This window comes from Streptomyces sp. NPDC001415 (assembly GCF_053597395.1).
The window spans coordinates 36,643-56,747 of record NZ_JBSFIE010000005.1 but is presented as its reverse complement, the minus strand read 5'-3'; the positions used below and the strand labels follow the sequence as shown (position 1 = coordinate 56,747).

Genomic DNA, 20,105 nt, shown 5'->3' with positions numbered 1-20,105 from the left:
GCGGGGGTGTCGTCACCAGCGCACGGGCAGTACGGCTGGTGCGCGCAGCGGGGTGGACTCGTCCCACGGGATCGTCTCCGCGGGCACGGCCAGCTCGACGCCGGGAAGCCGCTCCAGCAACACCTCGATGGCGATGGCGAGTTGCAGACGGGTCAGATGCCCGCCCATGCACGCATGCGGGCCATGCCCGAAGGCGACATGCGCGTTCGGGGTGCGGGCGAGGTCGAGGCGGTCGGCATCGGCGAACGCCTCCGGGTCGCGATTGGCCGACGCGGGCACCGGGACGACCGCGTCACCGGCACGGATCCGCTGCCCGTGCAGGGTGAAGTCCTCCGTCGCGACAAGGATGTTGATGGCGTTCATCAGCGGCACGTACCGCAGCAGCTCCTCCACCGCGCTGCCGATCCCCTCGGGCGCCTCACGCAGCCTGTCCAGCTGACCGGGGTGGGTGAGCAGCGCGAGCAGGGCGTTGCCGGTGTGCTGGATGTTGGTCTTGTAGCCGGCCATGAGCATGGTGACGACGAAGCTGACGACGTCGTCCCGGGTGAGCCGGCCGTCCGGACGCCGAGCCTCCGCCAGGAGCTGCCCGATGTAGTCCTCGCCCTCGCCGTCCTTCTCCCTGCGGGAGATCAGCCCGTCGGCGTAGTCCTGAAGGGCGTACAGCGCGGCGAGCACCTCCTCCATGGAGAGCCCGGAGGCGCCCAGGAGCGTGAGGGTGTGCGGAAGGTAGATCTCGCGGTCCTCATACGGCAGGCCGACGGTCTCGCACAGCACGCGCAGCGGCAGCGGCTCCGCGTAGGAGGCGACGAGATCAGCCGCCTCGCCATCCGCCGTGCCGGCCACCATCGCGTCGACGAGTTCCCCGGCCATCGCCCTGATCCGGGGCCGCATGAACTCCAGTTGGCGTCGGCCGAACATCGGCAGCACGGCGCGGCGCACACGCGCGTGGTGCTCGCCAGTCATCTCCAGGAACGTCGGCAGGGCGGGTGGCGGGGCGTCGGCACCTTCGCGGGGCGGCCAGGCCGAAAGAAGCGGCCGGACGAGCCGGGGGTCGGCGAAAGCGGCACGCACGTCCTCGTAGCGGCTGATCAGCCAGCCGGTCTCGCCGTTGGGCAACTGCGCCTGGACCACGGGCTGTTCGGCCCGCAGCCGGGCGTACGCGCACGGGGGTCCCGCGGTGCCGGGTTCGACGTCCGGGACCGGGACGAGGGCTTCGGGACGGCTCATGCGGCGTGCTCCGATCCCGCCGCGTCGGCGCGCGGCGTCGCGTGCCCCGGCGCGGGTGCGGGGCGTGCGATGTAGCCGGAGGCGAAGAAATACTCCAGATACCGGTCGAGCAGCGCCGAGTCGACCGGCGGGCAGTCCAGCCCGCTGCCGGCCAGCGCTTCCTCGGCGTTGCTCCGCCCCAGGACCGGGAAGGTGCCCTTGAGGTACATCTCCTTGACCGACATGTCGGCGTTGCGGCTGCGGTCCACGCACAGCGACACGAACGGCGCCGTGGCGCTGGTCGGGTTCTCGGCGACGTACCGCACCAGCTCGCCCACCCACTGGGCGTACGGCAGTGTGCGCAGGGCGATTCCCGCCGAGCGCATCCGGTCGAGGACGTCCGACAGCATGGCCGGGCGGGGGTTGGTGAGGTGGTAGACCCGGCCGTCGGCCGCCCGGTGGGTGGCGATGTGGACCACCGACTCGGCGAGGTGGTCGACGGGGACGAAGTCCATCGGCAGCTCGATGTCGGGCGCCAGACCCGTTTCGGCGATCGTCTTGAACAGCGAGCAGATCGCCGTCTCGGTGTTGCACGCGCCGTGCACCCGGTCGCCCGTCACCTCGTACGGCCGGTACACGGCCACCGGCAGCCCCTGTTCGGCCGCCCGCCGCAGCACGCCTTCGGCCACCCATTTGCTTTCCGCGTAGCCCATGGTGAGCCCGTCCGCATGGGCCAGTGGCACGTCCTCGGCCACCTCGCGCACCCCGGCGGTGCCGAACCCGGCGACGACGGCGACGGTCGAGACGAAGTGCACCGGCACGCGGCGGGGCGCCGCGATCCGGACGACCTCCCGGGTCCCGTCGACGTTCGCCGGGCGCAACTCGGCATACGGATAAAGGAAGTTGACCCGGGCTCCGTTGTGCACGACCAGGTCGAGACGGCGGGCCAGGTCGGCGACACGCGGGGCTGACAGCCCCAGCCCCGGCTGAGTGAGGTCGCCGGGGAAGCACTCCACACGCCGCCACTCGGCCTCGTCGAGGCGCAGCCCGTAGCGGGCGAGCGTGGTACGCACCCGCTGCTCGGCATGCGCCGGGCTCGTCGCCCGTACGGGGCAGTGGACGCGGGCGGCCGTCGAGCGCAGCAGGCGGTGCAGCAAGAACGCGCCGACGAACCCCGATGCTCCTGTGAGCAGTACGTCCTTGGGATCCCGCGGGCTGGGGGCCGGGCCTTCGGCGGGCGGCAGGGTGAAGCCGAGCTCCGTCTCGCGCACGAAGTCGACGACGGGTTCCGGGCCGGCCCCCGCGCCGAAGCCGCCCCGGGCGTCGCGTACGGCGGCCGTGAACCCCTCAAGGGTCGGCGTGGCCAGCAGGGCCCTGATCAGGGTCGAGCCGAGCGCGGCGTCGAGGTTGAGCACGGCGAGGGCGCGCGTGACGACCTCCGAGGCGAGCAGCGAATCCCCGCCGAGGAGGAAGAAGTCGTCCTCGGGAAGCGGACGTACGCGCAGCACCTGCCGCCACACCTCGGTGAGGACGTCGAGCAGCCCCTCGACCTTCTCCCGCGCGTTCCGAGCGCTCGCTGGGCCGCGGCCGGTCAGGGGCGCGGCGGACTTGAGACGGGTGCGGTCGATCTTGCCGCCGCTGGTCACCGGGAAGTGATCCACGGGCACGAGTACGGGGACGGCCTGCGGGGGCAGCCACTGGGCGCAGTACGCGCGAAGGGTGGCCGACGCGAGGGGGCGGCCCGGCGTGGAGGCGGTGACGTAGGCGGTCAGGGCATCGGATTCGGCCTCGACGACGGCCTCGCCGATCTCGGGGTGGGCCCGCAACCGGGCCTCCACCTCGTCGAGTTCGATGCGGGCGCCCCGCAGCTTGACCTGGCGGTCGAGGCGGCCGCGGTACTCAAGGCGCCCGTCGGCGGTCCGTACGGCGCGGTCGCCGGTCCGGTACAGACGCCCGCACGGTTCGACGGCGGGCAGCGCGACGAACCGTTCCGCGGTCAGCCGCGGGTCGCCCAGGTAGCCCAGGGCGAGGCCGTCCCCGCCGACGTACAGTTCGCCCTCCTCGCCCGGCCCCGCCACCGAGCCGTCGGCACGCAGGACATGGCACGTGGTGGCGCCGAAGGGACGGCCGAGGGGGACGCCGGTGGCGTCTTCGGGAAGGGGGCTCAGCACGTGCGCGGTGGAGACGACGGCGTTCTCGGTCGGACCGTAGAAGTTGACCACCGTGGTGCCGGGGCAGGCCGCGAGGACGGCGTTCGCGAGGCGCGGGTCCATCGCCTCCCCGCCCGCGGAGACGAAGCGCAGCGGGGCCAGCGCTTCGGGGCGGGTGCGGGCGACCAGGTGGAACACGCTGGTCGTCAGATACGCCACGGTGACGCCGGCAGTGTGGAAGAGCCGTTCCAGCGCGGCGGGGGAGAGCAACTCCTCGCGGTCGGCGATGACCAGACAGGCGCCGGTGAGCAGCGCGCCCCATATCTCGATCGTCGAGGCGTCGGAGGACAGGCCGTACGCGTGCAGCACCCCGTCCCCCGGCCCGGGCGGCGGCAGTTGGGGCTCCGAAAGGACCAGGCGCACCACGCCGCGGTGGGGCACGGCGACCGGCTTGGGGCGGCCGGTCGTGCCGGAGGTGAAGGCCACGTAGGCGCAGTCCGTCGCGGAGCCGCGCCGGGGGAGGGCGCCCGGCGAGGTGACTTCGTCGGTGGCGTGGTCGGCCGGCCGCGTGAACCGGGTGGTGGTGATGTGATCGTGCGGCCGGTTGCGCTCGTCGGCGGTGTGGTCGAGCGGCCGGGTGGGTCGGTTGGTGGCATGGCCGAGGGGACCGACCTCGACCGACGCGCGTAGACCGCGCACCCGGCGCGTGCTGCCCGGCAGGGTGACCGCGGCGCTGAGCCCCGCGTCCTCGGCCATGGCCCGCAGCCGGGCCGGAGGAAGATCCTCGTCGAGCGGCACGTACGCGCAGCCCGCCTTGAGAATGCCGAGCAGCGCCACCAGCGCCTCCAGCGAGCGACTCCCGCACACGCCTATCAGGTCGCCGGGGCGGACGCCGTGCGCGTCGAGACGCGCCGCCAAATCATCGGCGTAGGCGTCGAGTTGACGGTACGTCACGACACGCTGCCCATGTCGCGCGGCCGGCGCGTCCGGCCGGGCCGCGGCCTGCGCCTCGAACAGCGCCGGGATGACGCTGTCCCGGGGGTAGCCGGGCACGGGCGCGCCGGCCGCCGGGCGCGGAGGAACGGGTAACGGGCGTGACGGGGCTAACGGAACATCGGTGTGGTTCATCAAATCCTTCTTGCTCGAACGGCTTTCGTGCGTAGGCCCTGCTCGGCCCACGCGGGGGTTGCGAGGCGGGAGCGCTCAGCCCGTGCGGCTTTCCGCGCCTTCCTCGGCGAAGTCCGCCGCGAACGCGGCGAAGTCGGCGCTGCGCCAGCGTTCCGGGCGCATGCGGAAGAGGATGTCGTCCTTGAGCTGGGCCGAGGTCGCCAGCAGATAGGCGCGGGCTTCCTCGGGGTCCAGGTACCGATGAGCGAGCGCCTCGCGCACGGCCGGGGCTATCGGATCCTCGATCGCCGTGACGGGCCCCTCGACGCTGACGTATCGGTAGGGCCGCGCCTCGTCCTGCACACAGAGGCTGAAGCGCCCGGCGGTGCGCAGGAGGCGCGACTTGATGTTCTCCCGGTTCGTACCGACGACCACCTCGCCCCCGGGCTCGTAGCCGTACCACACGGGCACGATCAGCGGCGCGCGGTCGCCGCCCCGGGAGTCGCTGACGCCGAGGACGCCGACGCGTGGCTCGGCGAGGAATCGCTCGCGGTCCTGACGTGACATGGAAGGCAGCATGGGTGGGGCTCCTGTCTCGGTGTTTTGGCTGTGTGATCGGCCTGTGTGTTTTGGCTGAGGTGCCGCTTTTGTGGGCGCCACCGTCGTGAGCAGACTTGAGGACGAGTGATCACTCCCCGGGCAAATAGCCAATAAACTCATGGTTTAGGCGGTTTTGAGCCGGTTTCCGCGGTGCTTTGTCCGGTAGTGGGGCGACCGGGATCGACCCGGGGTCTCCGGCAACTGGGGGAGAATCCGGTCCGAGTCGACGGCGCCTGCGTTCCGGAGCCTGGCGCTGCGCCAGGCCCGAAGTGCACGAAATCCCGCCCAGTCGCATCGACTGGACGGGATTTCGTGAAGGGATGCCGATCAACTCCGGCCTCAACCACGGGAGTTCTGCCCCTGGCTTCCGTTCCGGGCTTCCATGCCGACGGGCGGCGGTCTCTACGGCTCGATGTCCTGGGCGAGTCCGTCCCAGTCGATGCCGCGGAGAGCGGTGTCCGCTTCGGTGCCGCTCGGAACGCTGGGGGGACTTCCACGGCCGTCCCGCTCGTCAGGGCCGTGTCGGCAGCACCCTTGTCTCCGCCTCGGGGAGCTTCGCCCACCAGTGGTTGTAGCGGCTGTACGGTGCCGGCTCCCGGTCGGCGAGGAATGCTGTCAGGGACTGGGCCTCGGCGGCGAGACCCTCCCAGGTGGCGCGTGAGAGGGGGTGGAAGGCCGTGGCCTCGATGCCGGCGTCCACCGGGCGCCACACTCCGGCTACGTATCCGTCCACCAGCAGGGTGGGCAGGACGTCACCGTTGTTCCGGATGACGGAGGGGCGGTAGGCCGCGGGGATCACTCGGCTGCGGTCGGCGTAGGCCAGCAGGACGCTGTCCCACATCGCCATGAGGCGGGGCGGGGCCGGTGTGTCCGAGGGCGGGCGGGAGCCATCCGGGAGGTCGAACAGGGGGACACCGGCCGGCCCTTGGAGTTGTTCGACCGCGCCGTCCAGGGCGCGCAGGGCTTCGCGTACGGGTGCCCGCCGCACCATCGCGAACTGTGCGACGTCCGCCACCGACGCGGGCCCGAACCCTGCCAAGTAGCGCAGGATCAGGGCTCGGAGAGCCTCCGGATCCGCCGTCTTCCCGCCAGGCACCGGCCCCTTCCCGGCCGCGACGAACGACGACCGGACGCCGAACGACCACGGCGGACCCGAAGGAGCGTGGTGCAGCGGCGCGTACGCCTTCAGCCCCCACCAGCCCCCCTCCGCCTTCTCGGCGCCGAGCCGCTCCGCGACCCACGCCCTCATCTCGGCCATGCTCCGCGGCCGGTCCGCGAAAGCCAGCAGCTGCGGCACCAGCTCCTCGGCATCGGCGGGCGTCAGCCCTGCGGCGGCGAAGCGGTACCCGAGCCGGGAGCCGTACAGCGTCGGCTGCATCGCCGCGCGGAAGACCTCGTAGTCCTCGGCGAGCACCGCGTGCAGGGTGATCCGCATCAGGGTGGCCCTGACCACCGAACGCCCCGCGAAGGCCTCGTCCAGCTCTGCCGCATCGAAGCCGGCGAGGCGGTTCCAGAGCGCGAGATAGGGAGAGGCCGGGTGCTGCGCCTGAAGCGCGACCACACGCCGTAGGCCTTCCGGGACGGTCAACGGCTCCCGCGCCAGAAGCAACTGCCGACTCAGGGTGGCCCGGTTGAGCTCGCGCTCGGTGATCTCCATGGTCGGCGATTCTGCCGTGCTCCATCCCGCACCCGCCAGCATCGGCCGCCGCCCATCAGATGGTTGCCTGGAGGTCGCCCCATCCCGCGCTCGCCCGGGGTAGGCCGTGCCCACGTCTCAGCGGCGCGGGCTCACGGTCATGCGGATGTCGTCGGCCGCCCACAGCACGAAGCGTTCGATCGGCGTCACCTCGTGCCCGGGCACGGGCCGGAACTGGAAGCGCTTGAGCAGGACGGCAAGGACCAGTTGGGCCTCGACCACGGCCAGTCCGGCGCCCTCGCAGCTGCGTGGCCCGAACCCGAAGGGGATGTACGCGAGCCTCGGCCGCTTGGCCACCTCCTGCGGAGCGAACCGCTCGGGCACGAACTTCTCGGGCTCGGGCCAGTAGGCGGGATTCATGTGCACGGCCCAGAACGGATAGAAGACCGTCGCCCCGGCCGGGATCTCGTACTCGCCCAGGACGACGGCCTCGGTCGTCTCGCGCGCACCGTACGGGCCGGGCGGATAGAGCCGCATCGACTCCTTGAGGACCATGTCCAGATAGGTGAGCCCTCGCAGGTCGGCGTACTCGGGTGCCGCACGGTCACCGAGTACGCGCTCCAGCTCGTCCGCGACGCGGGCCGCCGCCTCGGGATGGCCGCCCAGCAGATGCAGGGTCCAGGAGACGGCCACCCCGGTCGTGTGGTGTGCGGCGAGCAGCGACATCATGACGGTGTCGCGGATCCGCGCGGGCCGCTCACCCGCCTCGACCAGCGCCCCGATCAGATCGCTCCTGTCCGTTCCGCCCCCGGAGCCGTGCGCCGCGACGATCCGGTCAACTGTCGCGCGCAGATAGGCGAGAGCGTCCGCGGCCCGTTTGGCGCGCTCCTCCCCGGCGTCCGGGGCCGGCGCCTCGTAGAGCCGCCCCAGATACTCGGTGAGTACCTCCTCGAACGCGGCGATGACGCCGTCCGGGTCCTCGGCGTCGCCCCCCAGCGCGTACTCGCAGATCATCCGCAGCGTCAGCGCGGTGAGATCCTTCTGCAGCGCGACGGGCTCCCGGCAGGCCCGCTCGGCCCAGCGGTCGGCGAGCGCTGTCGTCAGCTCGGTGAACCGTGCGAAGTGCCGCTCGTGGGAAGGGCGTCCTGCCAGCACCGAAAGCAGCAGGCGCCGCAACGGGGTGTGCTCGTCGGCCGGCAGCACCTGCAGGTTCCCCGCCTCGAACAGCGGAGCCAGGAAGTCGAAGAGCCGCTCCGGCCGCTTGTCGATGTGAGCCGTGGCCTCAAGGAGTACGGGATCGGCGACCGACACGGCGGTCTCCGAGCCCGGGAGTTGGAACCGCACCACGGGCCCGTACTCGGCGTGCAGCCACCGCTGGTAGTTGTGCAGCCCGCCCGCCGCCGCGATGGCGCCGGCCCCGCCGTCCGTCCGGGGCTCGGGACCGGGGATGTTCATGGCCGCTCCTCATGGTTGTCGGGCATGTGGTCGTCGGACATGCCTCCGAGCATCCGTGATTCACCCGTGGTCCACCAGGGCATCCGGCCAGTCCGCCATCCGCATCGAGCCGCCGTGGACGGTAGCCCCGCATGCCCTGTTCGGGGCACCCGGAACGCTACGGAGTGACAAACAGCCAGGGGGCTGGTGCTCGCTGCCCACCTGCGCCGGAAGCCGATCGAGGTCGGCACGGAGCCCTTCCGTAACCGTGCTGGACCGGCATAAATCGACCCCGCTCGGAGCGTACGAAATCGGCCAGATCCCAGGAGTTGACCGATGGTCAGGATGTGTAACGTTCGACCTGAGTGAGGATCAGTGACGCGGGGGTGAGGAGGGGGCAGTGAGCGGGGTAGTGATCTATGTGCCGCAGGGGGCCGCGGAGGGTGCGGGTGAGCCGGCCGGTAACGCGGTGACGCTGCGGCTGGGACCGGGCGAGGTGGCCCGCTTCGGGCGGGGCTCCGCGACGACCCCGGTCGAACTCCGCCTCGACGACGAGGCGATCTCCCGGCTCGCGGGCGAGATCCGGGTGACGGACGACCACTGGCAGCTCAGCAACCTCAGCACGACGCAGAGCTATCTGGTCGAGAACCCGGAAGGGGCCGGGGAGTATCTGCGGGTGCCGCCGCGGCGGGCCGGAGCGCCCATCCCCTTCGAGTTCTCGCGGGTCGTGCTGCCCACCCGCCGCAACACCACGGTCGCTTTCCAGGTGTTCGCGCCCGACCACGTCTACCTGGACCCGGACGGCATGGGCGGCCAGTGGGGGAGCCGCACCGTCACGGCGTACTCCCTGGACGAGACGGCCCTCTACTTCCTCATCCTCGTCGCCCTCTGCGAACCGCGGTTGCGCGACGAGTCACCCGTCGCGGTGCCGACCACGCCCCAGATCGTCGACCGGCTCAAGGGGCATCCCGCGTGCGCCCGCCTCACGGCCCGGGCGGTCAGCTCGCACATCGACTACCTCGCCGACGAGAAGATGCGGATCAGCGCACCGGCCGAGTCCGGGCCGCGCAGGGAAGCCCGCCGCAACGGCAAACGGGAGGCGATCGTCGGGCTCGTGCTGCGCTTCGGCCTCGTACGGGAGGAACACCTCGCGCTGCTCCCGCCCCGGACCGGAACCGGCGCGCAGGAGCGGGGGACGGCGGGATGAGGCGGCGGCCCACAGATGACGGCCGACGGACCGGAGGGGGACACGGTGCAGGGTCCGGCAGACACTTCGGGAACTGACCGCACGGACCTCCTGCCGCCCGGCTACCGCGTGGGCCGCTGGGAGGTCACCGAGCCGATCGGCGCCGGGGGCTGGGCAACTGTCCATGCCGGACGGCCAGTTGGGAGTGAAGCCGAGGAAGAGGAGGCCGTCGCGCTCAAGGTGCTGCCCACCGCCGGGCTCGCACCGCGCCAGGCCCGCAAGGTGGCCGAAACCGCCCGGCGCGAGGTCGAGTTCGGCCGCCGGTCCTCGCACCCGAGGCTGATCCGCCTCCTCGACACCGTCGTACTGAGCGAACCCGACCACCCCCTCCTCGACGGCGCGATCGTGCTGGTCATGGAGCGGGCCGAGCGGAGTCTGCGCGAGCTGCTCGGTAGCGGGGTCGGCGAGGCCGAAGGCGCCCGGCTCGTCACCGAGATCTGCGAGGGCCTCGCCCATCTGCACCGCAGCGGCTGGGTGCACGGCGACCTCAAGCCGGACAACATCCTGCTCATGGCGGACGGTTCGGTGAAGCTCTCGGACTTCGGGCTCGTCACCCGGCTGACCGGAACCCACGGCACCCATGGCTACGCCCCTCCGATGGGCACCTTCGACTACCTGCCGCCCGAGCGGTGGAAGGCGCCCCTCGGCGAGCAGGGCGTCGAAGTCCGGCCGAGCGCCGACATCTGGGCCCTCGGCATCACCATCCACGAGCTGTTCGCCTCCGGTGCCTCGCCGTTCCCCGGCGCCACACCCATGGCGCGCGGCGCCGCGACACAGGAGTACGCCGACGGGCGGACCCCGCTGCGCCTGGACGGCGCGGTGCCACCCTTCTGGCGGGCGCTGGCCGCCGACTGCCTGGCCCCGACCCACCTCGCCCGCGCCGAGCACACCCCCGAAACCCTGCTCGCGCGTATCGCCGACCGGCAGTCCACCGGGACGGACGCCGATGCGCCGGCCGCGCGGCCCGCGGCACGCCGACGAGGACGAAGACGGGCCGCGTTCGTCACCCTCGCGGTGTGCGCGGTGGGCGCGACGATCTGGCCGCACGTCGAGGACGACGGCGCGTCCGGCGCGACGACCGCCGAACCGCCGGGCCGCATACGGGTGTTCAACGCCGACCGGAGCTGCCGGGTCCGTACCGATCGGGACGCACAGTGCAGTCTCGGCCTGGCGATCGACCCGACGCGGCCCTACACCATCGACAACGTCGTACCGACCCGGGTGTGGCACGGTGATGAACTCGCCGTCGACTGCCGGCTCGCCCAGGGCATGCCGATCATCGACGAGGCGGACACGCACTCCGCCGACTGGTACCGCGTCCGGCTGCCGCGGGGCTCCGACCGACCCACGGCCTGGCTGCCCGCCGTACGCACGAAGGACCGCCCCTCGGTCCCGGACTGCCCGGCTCCCGCACCCGTCCGGTGAGGGGACCCCGGCCCACCGGGATCCCCCACCGCTACGGGCGTCCGATGCCCGCCCCCGTACGTCGCCACCGTCAACTACCTTGCTGAGCAGGGTAGTTGAGCCGTCGGCTGTGGGGCACCGGTGCACGAGTCGAGTCCATCGCGGATCCGCGGGCATGTCATTCCGGATCGTTCCGGATGCCGGGCCCGGCATCCGGCGACTACCGTGCGGACCGTCGGCCCCGGGACCACGTCAGCACGTCGCACTTACCGGTCATTCACCGATCAGGAGGATCTGTTGAGCGAGCAGCACCGCCCCACCCGCAGGAACGTTCTCAAGGCCGTCGGCGGAGCCTCCGCGGCGCTGGCCCTCGGCGCCGGGACCGTCCTTTCGGCGGCGTCCGCGGCCAGCGCGGCCGACGACGGCTTCGGGCTGCGCATCGTGGAGCGCGGCGAGGGCGACCCCCGCATGTGGTACTACCGCTTCCAGACCGCCGAGATCGGCTGGAACCCCGCCGTCAACGTCCTGCTCCCTGACGACTACCACACCAGCGGGCGCACCTACCCCGTCCTCTACCTGCTGCACGGCGGCGGCACCGACCAGGACTTCATCACCTTCGACCGCCTGCACATCCGCGACTGGACGGCGGGCAAGCCGGTCATCGTGGTGATGCCCGACGGCGGCCACGCGGGCTGGTACTCCAACCCGGTCAGCTCGACCGTCGGCCCGCGGAACTGGGAGAGCTTCCACATCAACCAGCTGATCCCGTGGATCGACGCCAATTTCCGGACGTTTGCGGAGTACGACGGCCGTGCGGTCTCCGGGTTCTCGATGGGCGGCTTCGGCGCGCTGAAGTACGCGGCCAAGTACTGGGGCCACTTCGCCTCGGTGAGTTCCCACTCCGGCCCTGCCAGCCTGCGCGGCAACGCGGCCGGGATCCCCGGCGGGGTCGTGCACTGGGCCAACGCGTCCTCGGCCGCCATCGAGCTGGGCGGCGGCACCGTCTACGGCGTGCCGTGGGACCAGAACCGCGTCAGCATGGACAACCCGTGCGAGCGCGTCGAGAGCTACCGCAACAAGCGGATCTTCATGGTCGCGGGCACCAGCCCCGAGCCGACCTTCTGGGACCGGTTCAACGAGACCGCGGTGCTCGAAACCCAGCGCGAGTGGCGCGGCTTCCTCGACCGGGCCGGTATCCCGCACGAGTGGTACGAGGTGCCCGGCGGCCACTTCGTACGGCCCGACCTGTTCATCCGCGACCTCGACGGCATCGTGGACAGGCTCCGCAAGGCATAGCACCCGGCGACGTCGCGTCGCTGCTGAAGGCACCGTCCAGGTGAGCCGTGTCTCACCTGGGCGGTGCCGCTTGTCTATGCAACGAGTTGCATAGAAGGATTCGGGCATGGCGCTTGAGCACGCGATTCTCGTCTCGCTGTTGGAGAAGCCGGGCTCCGGCTATGAGCTGGCCCGGCGCTTCGACCGGTCGATCGGCTACTTCTGGGCCGCCACGCACCAGCAGATCTACCGCATCCTCAAGCGCATGGAGAACGACGGCTGGATCGACGTCCGCGAGGTGGCGCAACAGAACCGGCCGGACAAGAAGGAGTACTCCGTCGCCGCGGCCGGCCGAGCCGCGCTCTCCCGATGGCTGCACGAGCCGATCGAGCCCGAGAGCGTCCGGCACGAGCTCGCCGTGAAGATCCGTGGCGCGGCCTTCGACGACCCGGCCGCGCTACTGGCCGAGGTGGAGCGGCACCGCCGGGCGCACGCCGACCGGCTCGCGCACTATCTCGCGGGGGAGCTGCGCGACTTCACGGGTCCCGACGCCCCCGAGGCGTCCGACGCCGGACAGGAGCTCCAGCACGTCGTGCTGCGCGGCGGCATCGCGTACGAACGCATGACGCTCGCCTGGCTCGACGACGTGATCGCCACCCTCCACCGGATCGGCCCCGAGCGCTGATCCGGTGCATCAACCTGCCCTCGGGCAGCCCGAGTTCCCCGTCACCCCTCCCCAACTCCCCGAGCCGGAAAGGCGAATGGCCATGGCCGACCCGCTGCTGTTCAACCCGCGGACCTATGACCCGACCCACTTCGACCCCGAGACCCGCAGGCTGCTGCGCGCCACCGTCGACTGGTTCGAGCAGCGCGGCAAGCGCCGGCTGATCGAGGACTACCGCTCGCGCGCCTGGCTGGCGGACTTCCTCGCGTTCTCCGCCAAGGAAGGCCTGTTCGCGACCTTCCTCACCCCGGCTTCCGCCGCCGGACAGGAGACCGGACAGGACGAGGGGGACAAGCGCTGGGACACCGCGCGGATCGCCGCCCTCAACGAGATCTTCGGGTTCTACGGCCTCGACTACTGGTACGCCTGGCAGGTCACCATCCTGGGCCTCGGCCCGGTCTGGCAGAGCGACAACGCCGTGGCCCGCGCCCGCGCGGCCGAACTCCTCGACCAGGGCGAGGTGTTCGCGTTCGGCCTGTCCGAGAAGACCCACGGCGCGGACATCTATTCCACCGACATGCTCCTGGAGCCGGACGGCGACGGCGGCTTCCGCGCCACCGGCTCCAAGTACTACATCGGCAACGGCAACGCCGCAGGGCTTGTGTCCGTCTTCGGCCGCCGCACCGACGTCGAGGGCCCCGACGGCTACGTCTTCTTCGCCGCCGACAGCCGCCACGAGGCGTACCACCTGGTGAAGAACGTCGTCGACTCCTCGAAGTACGTCAGCGAGTTCCGCCTGGAGAACTACCCGGTCGCCGCCGAGGACGTCCTGCACACCGGCCGGGCCGCGTTCGACGCCGCCCTCAACACCGTCAACGTCGGCAAGTTCAACCTCTGCACCGCCTCGATCGGCATCTGCGAACACGCCATGTACGAGGCCGTCACCCACGCCCACCAGCGCATCCTCTACGGCCGCCCCGTCACCGCCTTCCCGCACGTGCGCCGCGAGCTGACCGACGCCTACGTCCGTCTCGTCGGCATGAAGCTGTTCAGCGACCGCGCCGTGGACTACTTCCGCACCGCGGGCCCCGACGACCGCCGCTACCTCCTCTTCAACCCGATGACGAAGATGAAGGTGACCACGGAGGGCGAGAAGGTCATCGACCTGATGTGGGACGTCATCGCCGCCAAGGGCTTCGAGAAGGACAACTACTTCGCCCAGGCGGCCGTCGAGATCCGCGGCCTGCCCAAGCTGGAGGGCACGGTCCACGTCAACCTCGCGCTGATCCTCAAGTTCATGGGCAACCACCTCCTGAACCCGGTCGAGTACGCACCCGTGCCGACCCGCCTCGACGCGGCCGACGACGCCTTCCTCTTCCAGCAGGGACCGGCCCGCGGCCTCGGCGCCATCCGCTTCCACGACTGGCGGACCGCCTTCGACGCGTACGCCGACGTGGCGAACGTCGGCCGCTTCCGCGAACAGGCCGACGCGCTCTGCGAGTTCGTCACCACGGCCGCCCCCGACGAGGAGCAGAGCCGCGACCTCGACCTGCTGCTCGCCGTCGGCCAGCTCTTCGCGCTGGTCGTGCACGGCCAGCTGATCCTGGAGCAGGCGCGCCTGACGGGCCTGGAGGAGGACGTCCTCGACGAACTCTTCGCCGTCCTGGTGCGCGACTTCTCCGCGCACGCCGTCGAGCTGCACGGCAAGGACTCCGCGACCGCGGAGCAGCAGAGCTGGGCGCTCGGCGCCGTTCGGCGTCCGGTTGTCGACGAGGCTCGCTCGGCACGTGTCTGGGAACGCGTCGAGGCGCTGGCCGGGGCGTACGAGATGGCGCCCTAACGGCGGTCGCTGAGTCCGTTCACCCGGCTTGGCCGACACGGCGTGGTACAGGTCCCCGGTCTGTGATGAGACCGGGGACCTGCCGCGTTGGTCAGCCCCGATGGCGCTCTTGAGCGACGTCACCCCTGGTGGGGATAGCCGGGGAGCGTCATGGAGTTGGCCGCGCGGGCGAGTTCGGCGGGTGGTGTGCGCGTGGTGCCGTCGGCCCTGCGATGGGCGAGCCGCTGATTCTTGCGGACGTACTCCCACATGAGCTGCTGGTAGCCGGCGAAGGCAGCACGGTGGTCGTCCCGGTGGTTGGCGAGTTCGCCCGCGAGTACGTAGGCGCCGACCAGGGCGATGCTGGTGCCTTGGCCGGACCGTGGCGAAGGGCAGTACCCCGCGTCGCCGACGAGCCCGACCCGCCCCTTCGACCAGTGGTCGAGGCGGACCTGGCTCATCGAGTCGAAGTAGAAGTCCGGGGCGTCCCGCATGCTCGCGAGGAGGCGGGGCGTTTCCCAGCCGACGTCGGCGAAGCGCTCGGCGAGGATGTTCTTCTGCTGCTCGGGATCGCGGTGGTCGAAGTCGAGTCCCGGGGACCCGAACAGCAGCATCGCCCGGGCCTCGGTGTTCTGCCGGGCGCTGTAGACGCCGACCAGCGCGTCACCGGCCGTGTGGTACATCTGCCAGTGGTCGAGGCCGAGAAAGTTCTCCACGCTGAAGATCGCCAGATAGCTGTCGAGGAAGTGGAGGAATGCGGACTCCGGGCCGAAGGCCAGCCGGCGCACCCCGGAATGCAGGCCGTCCGCGCCGATCACCAGGTCGAAACGGCGGGCACGTTCGTGCCGGAAGCGGACCTCGACGCCGTCCTCGTCCTGCGTCAGGGAGGTGATGGCATCGCCGAACAGGTACTCGTTCCCGTAGCGACTCGCGTCGAACAGCAGGGTCGTCAAGTCGTCACGCATGATTTCGACGTCGTCGTTGTCGATCAACCCGCCGGTCAGGGTGGCCTCGGTGGACCGGGACAGCTCCTCACCCCGGCCGTCCACGAACGACATGCCGCGCATGTCGGTGGTGACCTCCCGGACCTTGTCGAGCAGCCACATCCGTTCCACGACCTGTAACGCGACGCCCCGGATGTCGATGGCCTGCCCACCCCTGCGCAGACCGGGCGCCCGTTCCACCACCGTCGGACGGAATCCCGCGCGCTGCAGCCAGTGAGCCAGCGTCAGCCCCGCGACACTCGCTCCGGAGATCAGAACATTCCTGTTTCGCATGGCCTCTCCCAATGCTGCCGACGTGTACGCCAGTGACCGGATCGTCCGCGTTCGCGGACTCCTTGAGTCTTGACATGGGATGACGCGACGGCAATGCCCGGATCGGCAAGCAATAGTTCCGTTCCGAGCAATGGCCGGGCGGGAGGAGACGGCTTTCGGACAGCAGCCGGTCACGCCACTCGGGGGTCCACGGGGGCGTAGGCGGCGATCGCGAGCCGGACGAACGAGCGGACGGCGGGGTTCGTGTCGCCCTCCCGCCATGCCACCACCATGCGGCTCGGCGGCATGTCGATCAGCGGCACCACGACGAGCCCGTCTCCCGGCTCGTCGTCCAGCAGCGTCATACCGACCGTCCCGTTCCAGAGCACGGCCTGCCGGCACTCCTGGACGGCGCGTACGACCGGCCCTTCGCGTGGCTCCCCGCCGTTCCAGTACGCCTGCCAGAGAGGGTCGGTACCTTCCGGGAAGCGGAACCAGCGGCGGTCGGCCAGGTCGGCCGGCTTCAGGCTGTCGCGTCCGGCCAGCACATCGTCGGCGCGAAGCAGCGCGCCCACCGGGTCGCTGCGAAGCTCGCGCACGACCAGGCCGGTCTCGTCGAACGGACCGCGGGTCAGCGCGACATCGACCACTTCGGCGTGCAGCCCACAGGTGGGATCGGTCAGGCCGGTCTCGCGGACGCGGACCTCGACATGCGGGTGACGGCGGCGGTGTGCGGAGGCCAGCCGTGTCGCGCGAGGGTCGGTGCTGTCGCCCAGGATGCCGACGGTGACGGCCGTGGCTCCGGCCGCCGCGGCCACACGGTCGCGCATCCGGGCGGCCTGGGCGAGCAGGGCGCGCGCCTCATGAAGCAGCACCGCTCCCACCGGAGTGAGCGCGACACCGCCCGGGGACCGCTCGAACAGCGAGACGCCGAGCTCGGTCTCCAACTGCTTGATCGCCCGGCTCAGCGGAGGCTGACTCATGTGCAGCCGGCCGGCGGCCCGGCCGAAATGGAGTTCCTCGGCGACTGCCACGAAGTAGCGCAGCGTGCGTAGCTCCATGCCGTGACGATACCCGTTCGATATCGGCGTCCCAGAATGGGTCTTGGACAGTCGACAGCCGCCGGCGGTGGAATTCAGGCATGACTGAAGAACCGAAGGCCAGTGAACCGATCGCCGAGCCCGCCGAGCCCGCCGTGTCGGTGGTCGGTCCGGGCGACGGCGAGACGATCGTTCTGGGCACCACGCGCCTGCGCGTCCTCGAAGACGGCAGCAACACCGGGCACCGCCTCGGGATCGCCGAGTCCGTCCTCGCGCCGCACACGCCCGGGCCACCGCAGCACCGGCACGCCGAGCACGACGAGGGCTTCTACATCATCTCCGGCTCAGTCCGGTTCACCGTCGGAGTGCGGGACTACGACGCGAGCGCGGGCACGCTCGTGATGGTCCCGCCCGGAGCCCCGCACACGTTCGCCAACGTGACCGACCAGCCGGCCGTCATGCTCAGCACGTTCACGCCGGACCTGTACGTGCGGTACTTCCGCGACCTGCGGGACATGATCGCCGGCGGCCAGGCTCTGACGCCGCAGGCGACCGTCCGAACGATGAGCCGCTACGCCACCGAGCCCGCCACCGAGTTCGCCCAAGGAGCGGGGGAGTCGTGAGCGCCGCCTTGGGGGGGGCGCTGCCGGGCTGTGACGGCTCCGCCCTCGCCCTCCGTCACCGCCCGACGGAGCCGGAGGGCAGGGTATGCCCGGGGGCACCGAGTTGTCTCGTGTCACCTTCTCCAGAACAGATGGTGGGTCACGCCACTCGGGCTGGGGACGACCTCCAGGTGGAAGCGGTCGAGCAGTTCATCGGGTGACTCCCAGAGCCGAAGGCCGGACCCGAGTTTCACCGGGGAGACCGCGACATGCAGAGTGTCGACGAGGCCGGCGTCGAGGAACTGCCGGATGGTGGTGACCCCGCCGCCGAGGCGGACGTCCTTGCCCCGCGCCGCCTCCCGTGCCTGTTCGAGGACCGTGGCCGGGTCGCCGTCGACGAAGTGGAACGTCGTGTCGGAGAGTGTGAACGAAGGGCGCCTGTGGTGGGTCATGACGAACACCGGGGTACGGAACGGGGGTTGGTCGCCCCACCACCCGCGCCACTCGTGGTCGGGCCAGGGCCCGCGCTGGGGCCCGAACTTGTTGCGGCCCATGATCTCGGCGCCGATGTTGCGCGCGTAGTCCCGCGTGAAGTAGTCGTCGATGCCCCGGCTGCCCCCAGGATCGGTGCGCATCGGCCAGCTCGCGGTGGCGCCGGCCCAGGCGAAGAGTCTCCCGGGATCGACGTGGCCGAAGGGACTCTCAAGGCTCTGATCCTCACCGGCACCGATGCCGTCACTTGAGACATTGAAGTTCTGGACTCTCAGCAGCTGAACCACGCGTTCCTCCTGTTGCTGTCGATGACGGTGGTGAGACTCTCCGAGCCGGCAAAACTCATCGCCGCGTCCGTGACCGATCAGAAGAGGGGCCCCACCACACCATGGCGGGTTGCCCGGGCTGGTAGCGGTAGCCCCACTGGGGCTGGGGGGACAGCGGTAGTGAACTGGGTCGGCTGGTGCGCCTAGCGTCTGACGGTGTGAGCCACAGGCTCTCAACGTCCAGCACCTCAAGGAGACTTCGTGATCACCCCCAGCCCGGCCGTGCGCCGCACCGCGGCCGTCGGCCTCGCCCTCGCCGCCTGCCTCGGCACGACACCGGCGGTCACGGCCGCGGCTGCGCCCGCCGCGTCCAAGTCCGCTGCTGGGCTCGACCGTTACTACGACCAGCGCCCGGGCTGGGGCAGCTGCGTCAAGGCCCCGGGCGACACCATGGGCCGCGACCTGGACAAAGCCGGCGTGCAGTGCGCGGACGTCGTCGTGCCGCTCGACTACGCCGCCCCCCGGGGCCGTACGATCACCGTCGCGATATCCCGGCTCAAAGCCACCGACACCCGCCACCGCATCGGCTCGATCCTGCTCAACAACGGCGGTCCCGGCGGTCCCGCCGTTCAATCCCCGCCCGAATTCCATACGTGGATGAAAAAGGCCGGCCCGCGCTACGACGTCGTCGGCTTCGATCCGCGCTTCGTCGGCCGCAGCACCCCGCTGGACTGCGGCTGGCCCGTCGGCACCAACCTCTTCTCGGCAGGACTCGGCCGGGCGGGCTTCGAGCGCCAGGTCGCCCTCCAGAAGGATCTGGCCGACAAGTGCCGAGCCACCAACGCCTCCGTACTGCCGCACATCACCACGCGCAACACCGCCCGTGACATGGATGTCATTCGCGGAGTGCTCGGGGAGAAGAAGATCTCCTACTTCGGCTACTCGTACGGCACTTACCTGGGCACCGTCTACACGCAGATGTTTCCCGGTCGTGTCGACCGCATGGTTCTGGACGGTGCCATCGACCCGCGCGAGTTCGGGCCCCGGCTGCTCCGGGAGACCGTCGGCGAGAACGAACAGGCGCTCGCCGACTGGGCCACCTGGGCCGCGGCCCGCCATGGGACCTATGGCCTCGGCCGCACTCGTGGCGAGGTACTCGCCACCGTCGACCGCGTCATCAAGGCGTCAGCGCGCGGCCCGCTGACCGTGGGTGGCGCCCCGGAGAGCTACCAACTCGACGACACCCTGGTCCCGTTCATCCTGCTCGCGGGCATCGACAGCGACACCGACGCGTCCCGTGCGGCGCTCGGTGAGCAGGTGTCCGTGCTGAACAAGGCGGCGGCCGGGCAGCCGACCCGGCTGTCTCCCCAGCTCGCCGCCACCCTGCGGCTCGCGCTGACCGGCGAGCAGTCGCGGAGCGGCAGTGTGCAGTCCGCCGTCATCTGCGGAGACCGGGCGGCACCGCGCGACCCGGAGATCTACTGGCGGGACATCGAGCGCAGCCGTGCCGCCTACCCGCGCTTCGGCGCGTTGACCAACAACATCGGCCCGTGTGCGTTCTGGGACCGGCCCCGGGAGGAACCCACCCAGGTGAAGGAGGACGCCAAGGTGCTGATCGTCTCGGCCACGGGCGACCCCCGCACTCCGCACAAGGGCGCCGTCGCCCTGCACGGACTACTGCCGAGCTCCAAGCTGATCACCGTCGAGGGCGCCAACCGGCACGCGATCTACGGCATTTACGAGAACGCGTGTGTCGACAACCAGGTCAACCAGTACCTGGCGACCGGCAAGCTGCCGGCCGGCGACAAGGTCTGCCGCAAGTAGGCGGCCCGGCCCGGCCCTCCGCGCGAACGGCAGCCGTCGGCTGGATGCCAACGGCCGCCGAACTGCGGCGAGTTGACGCATTGG

The 20,105-nt window shown here is 71.0% G+C and carries 15 protein-coding genes; 7 read left to right on the top strand and 8 right to left on the bottom strand.

Annotation, left to right across the window (positions count from 1 at the left end; genetic code table 11):
• Positions 1-12: 12 nt before the first annotated feature.
• From ACWC2B_RS08110 to ACWC2B_RS08090, 5 genes are all read right to left on the bottom strand, one after another.
• On the bottom strand, positions 13-1,227 hold the full coding sequence (locus tag ACWC2B_RS08110) for a cytochrome P450 family protein (protein ID WP_450715625.1): 1,215 nt from the start codon (positions 1,225-1,227) through the stop codon (positions 13-15).
• Positions 1,224-4,484, bottom strand: coding sequence for an amino acid adenylation domain-containing protein (locus ACWC2B_RS08105; RefSeq protein WP_450715624.1), 3,261 nt, complete (start codon positions 4,482-4,484; stop codon positions 1,224-1,226). The genes ACWC2B_RS08110 and ACWC2B_RS08105 overlap by 4 nt, the downstream gene beginning before the upstream one ends.
• 75 nt (positions 4,485-4,559) lie before the next feature.
• Positions 4,560-5,030 (bottom strand): pyridoxamine 5'-phosphate oxidase family protein, encoded by a 471-nt coding sequence (locus ACWC2B_RS08100; RefSeq protein WP_450715623.1) that lies wholly within the window; start codon positions 5,028-5,030, stop codon positions 4,560-4,562.
• Positions 5,031-5,574: 544 nt separating this feature from the next.
• Positions 5,575-6,720, bottom strand: coding sequence for a winged helix DNA-binding domain-containing protein (locus ACWC2B_RS08095; RefSeq protein ID WP_450715622.1), 1,146 nt, complete (start codon positions 6,718-6,720; stop codon positions 5,575-5,577).
• Positions 6,721-6,837: 117 nt separating this feature from the next.
• The gene (locus ACWC2B_RS08090; RefSeq protein ID WP_450715621.1) at positions 6,838-8,154 is read right to left on the bottom strand and encodes a cytochrome P450; all 1,317 of its coding nucleotides are present in this window, start codon (positions 8,152-8,154) and stop codon (positions 6,838-6,840) included.
• Between the two features lie 379 nt (positions 8,155-8,533).
• On the opposite strand from ACWC2B_RS08090, the gene ACWC2B_RS08085 reads away from it, so the two are divergent.
• The 5 genes from ACWC2B_RS08085 (at position 8,534) to ACWC2B_RS08065 (ending at position 14,562) form a co-directional block, all read left to right on the top strand.
• On the top strand, positions 8,534-9,340 hold the full coding sequence (locus ACWC2B_RS08085; protein WP_450715620.1) for a serine/threonine protein kinase: 807 nt from the start codon (positions 8,534-8,536) through the stop codon (positions 9,338-9,340).
• A gap of 45 nt (positions 9,341-9,385) precedes the next feature.
• On the top strand, positions 9,386-10,804 hold the full coding sequence (locus ACWC2B_RS08080) for a serine/threonine-protein kinase (protein ID WP_450715619.1): 1,419 nt from the start codon (positions 9,386-9,388) through the stop codon (positions 10,802-10,804).
• Between the two features lie 276 nt (positions 10,805-11,080).
• On the top strand, positions 11,081-12,079 hold the full coding sequence (locus tag ACWC2B_RS08075) for an alpha/beta hydrolase (protein WP_450715618.1): 999 nt from the start codon (positions 11,081-11,083) through the stop codon (positions 12,077-12,079).
• 106 nt (positions 12,080-12,185) lie between these two features.
• Positions 12,186-12,743, top strand: a complete 558-nt coding sequence (locus ACWC2B_RS08070) for a PadR family transcriptional regulator (RefSeq protein WP_450715617.1) — start codon at positions 12,186-12,188, stop codon at positions 12,741-12,743.
• Between the two features lie 82 nt (positions 12,744-12,825).
• Complete coding sequence (locus tag ACWC2B_RS08065) at positions 12,826-14,562, top strand: acyl-CoA dehydrogenase family protein (RefSeq protein ID WP_450715616.1); 1,737 nt, start codon at positions 12,826-12,828, stop codon at positions 14,560-14,562.
• A gap of 119 nt (positions 14,563-14,681) precedes the next feature.
• Here ACWC2B_RS08065 and ACWC2B_RS08060 read toward each other — a convergent pair whose 3' ends face one another.
• Entirely contained in the window at positions 14,682-15,818 is a 1,137-nt protein-coding gene (locus ACWC2B_RS08060; RefSeq protein ID WP_450715615.1) for an FAD-dependent monooxygenase, read from the bottom strand.
• A 170-nt stretch (positions 15,819-15,988) separates the two neighbouring features.
• Positions 15,989-16,858 (bottom strand): LysR family transcriptional regulator, encoded by an 870-nt coding sequence (locus ACWC2B_RS08055; protein ID WP_450715614.1) that lies wholly within the window; start codon positions 16,856-16,858, stop codon positions 15,989-15,991.
• A gap of 80 nt (positions 16,859-16,938) precedes the next feature.
• Here ACWC2B_RS08055 and ACWC2B_RS08050 point away from each other — a divergent pair, with 80 nt between their 5' ends.
• The gene (locus ACWC2B_RS08050) at positions 16,939-17,460 is read left to right on the top strand and encodes a cupin domain-containing protein (RefSeq protein ID WP_450715613.1); all 522 of its coding nucleotides are present in this window, start codon (positions 16,939-16,941) and stop codon (positions 17,458-17,460) included.
• 113 nt (positions 17,461-17,573) lie between these two features.
• Here ACWC2B_RS08050 and ACWC2B_RS08045 read toward each other — a convergent pair whose 3' ends face one another.
• Positions 17,574-18,218: a dihydrofolate reductase family protein gene (locus tag ACWC2B_RS08045; RefSeq protein WP_450715612.1), complete on the bottom strand. Its 645-nt coding sequence runs from the start codon at positions 18,216-18,218 to the stop codon at positions 17,574-17,576.
• A gap of 240 nt (positions 18,219-18,458) precedes the next feature.
• Here ACWC2B_RS08045 and ACWC2B_RS08040 point away from each other — a divergent pair, with 240 nt between their 5' ends.
• Positions 18,459-20,021, top strand: coding sequence for an alpha/beta hydrolase (locus ACWC2B_RS08040; protein ID WP_450715611.1), 1,563 nt, complete (start codon positions 18,459-18,461; stop codon positions 20,019-20,021).
• The last annotated feature ends 84 nt before the right edge of the window (positions 20,022-20,105 follow it).

Excerpts from the sequence above, each read along its gene's own strand:
- ACWC2B_RS08050 (WP_450715613.1), top strand. The coding sequence starts at position 16,939 with ATGACTGAAGAACCGAAGGCCAGTGAACCGATCGCCGAGCCCGCCGAG.
- ACWC2B_RS08055 (WP_450715614.1), bottom strand. The coding sequence starts at position 16,858 with ATGGAGCTACGCACGCTGCGCTACTTCGTGGCAGTCGCCGAGGAACTC.
- ACWC2B_RS08065 (WP_450715616.1), top strand. The coding sequence starts at position 12,826 with ATGGCCGACCCGCTGCTGTTCAACCCGCGGACCTATGACCCGACCCAC.
- ACWC2B_RS08105 (WP_450715624.1), bottom strand. The coding sequence starts at position 4,484 with ATGAACCACACCGATGTTCCGTTAGCCCCGTCACGCCCGTTACCCGTT.
- ACWC2B_RS08100 (WP_450715623.1), bottom strand. The coding sequence starts at position 5,030 with ATGTCACGTCAGGACCGCGAGCGATTCCTCGCCGAGCCACGCGTCGGC.
- ACWC2B_RS08090 (WP_450715621.1), bottom strand. The coding sequence starts at position 8,154 with ATGAACATCCCCGGTCCCGAGCCCCGGACGGACGGCGGGGCCGGCGCC.
- ACWC2B_RS08060 (WP_450715615.1), bottom strand. The coding sequence starts at position 15,818 with ATGCGAAACAGGAATGTTCTGATCTCCGGAGCGAGTGTCGCGGGGCTG.
- ACWC2B_RS08070 (WP_450715617.1), top strand. The coding sequence starts at position 12,186 with ATGGCGCTTGAGCACGCGATTCTCGTCTCGCTGTTGGAGAAGCCGGGC.
- ACWC2B_RS08110 (WP_450715625.1), bottom strand. The coding sequence starts at position 1,227 with ATGAGCCGTCCCGAAGCCCTCGTCCCGGTCCCGGACGTCGAACCCGGC.
- ACWC2B_RS08095 (WP_450715622.1), bottom strand. The coding sequence starts at position 6,720 with ATGGAGATCACCGAGCGCGAGCTCAACCGGGCCACCCTGAGTCGGCAG.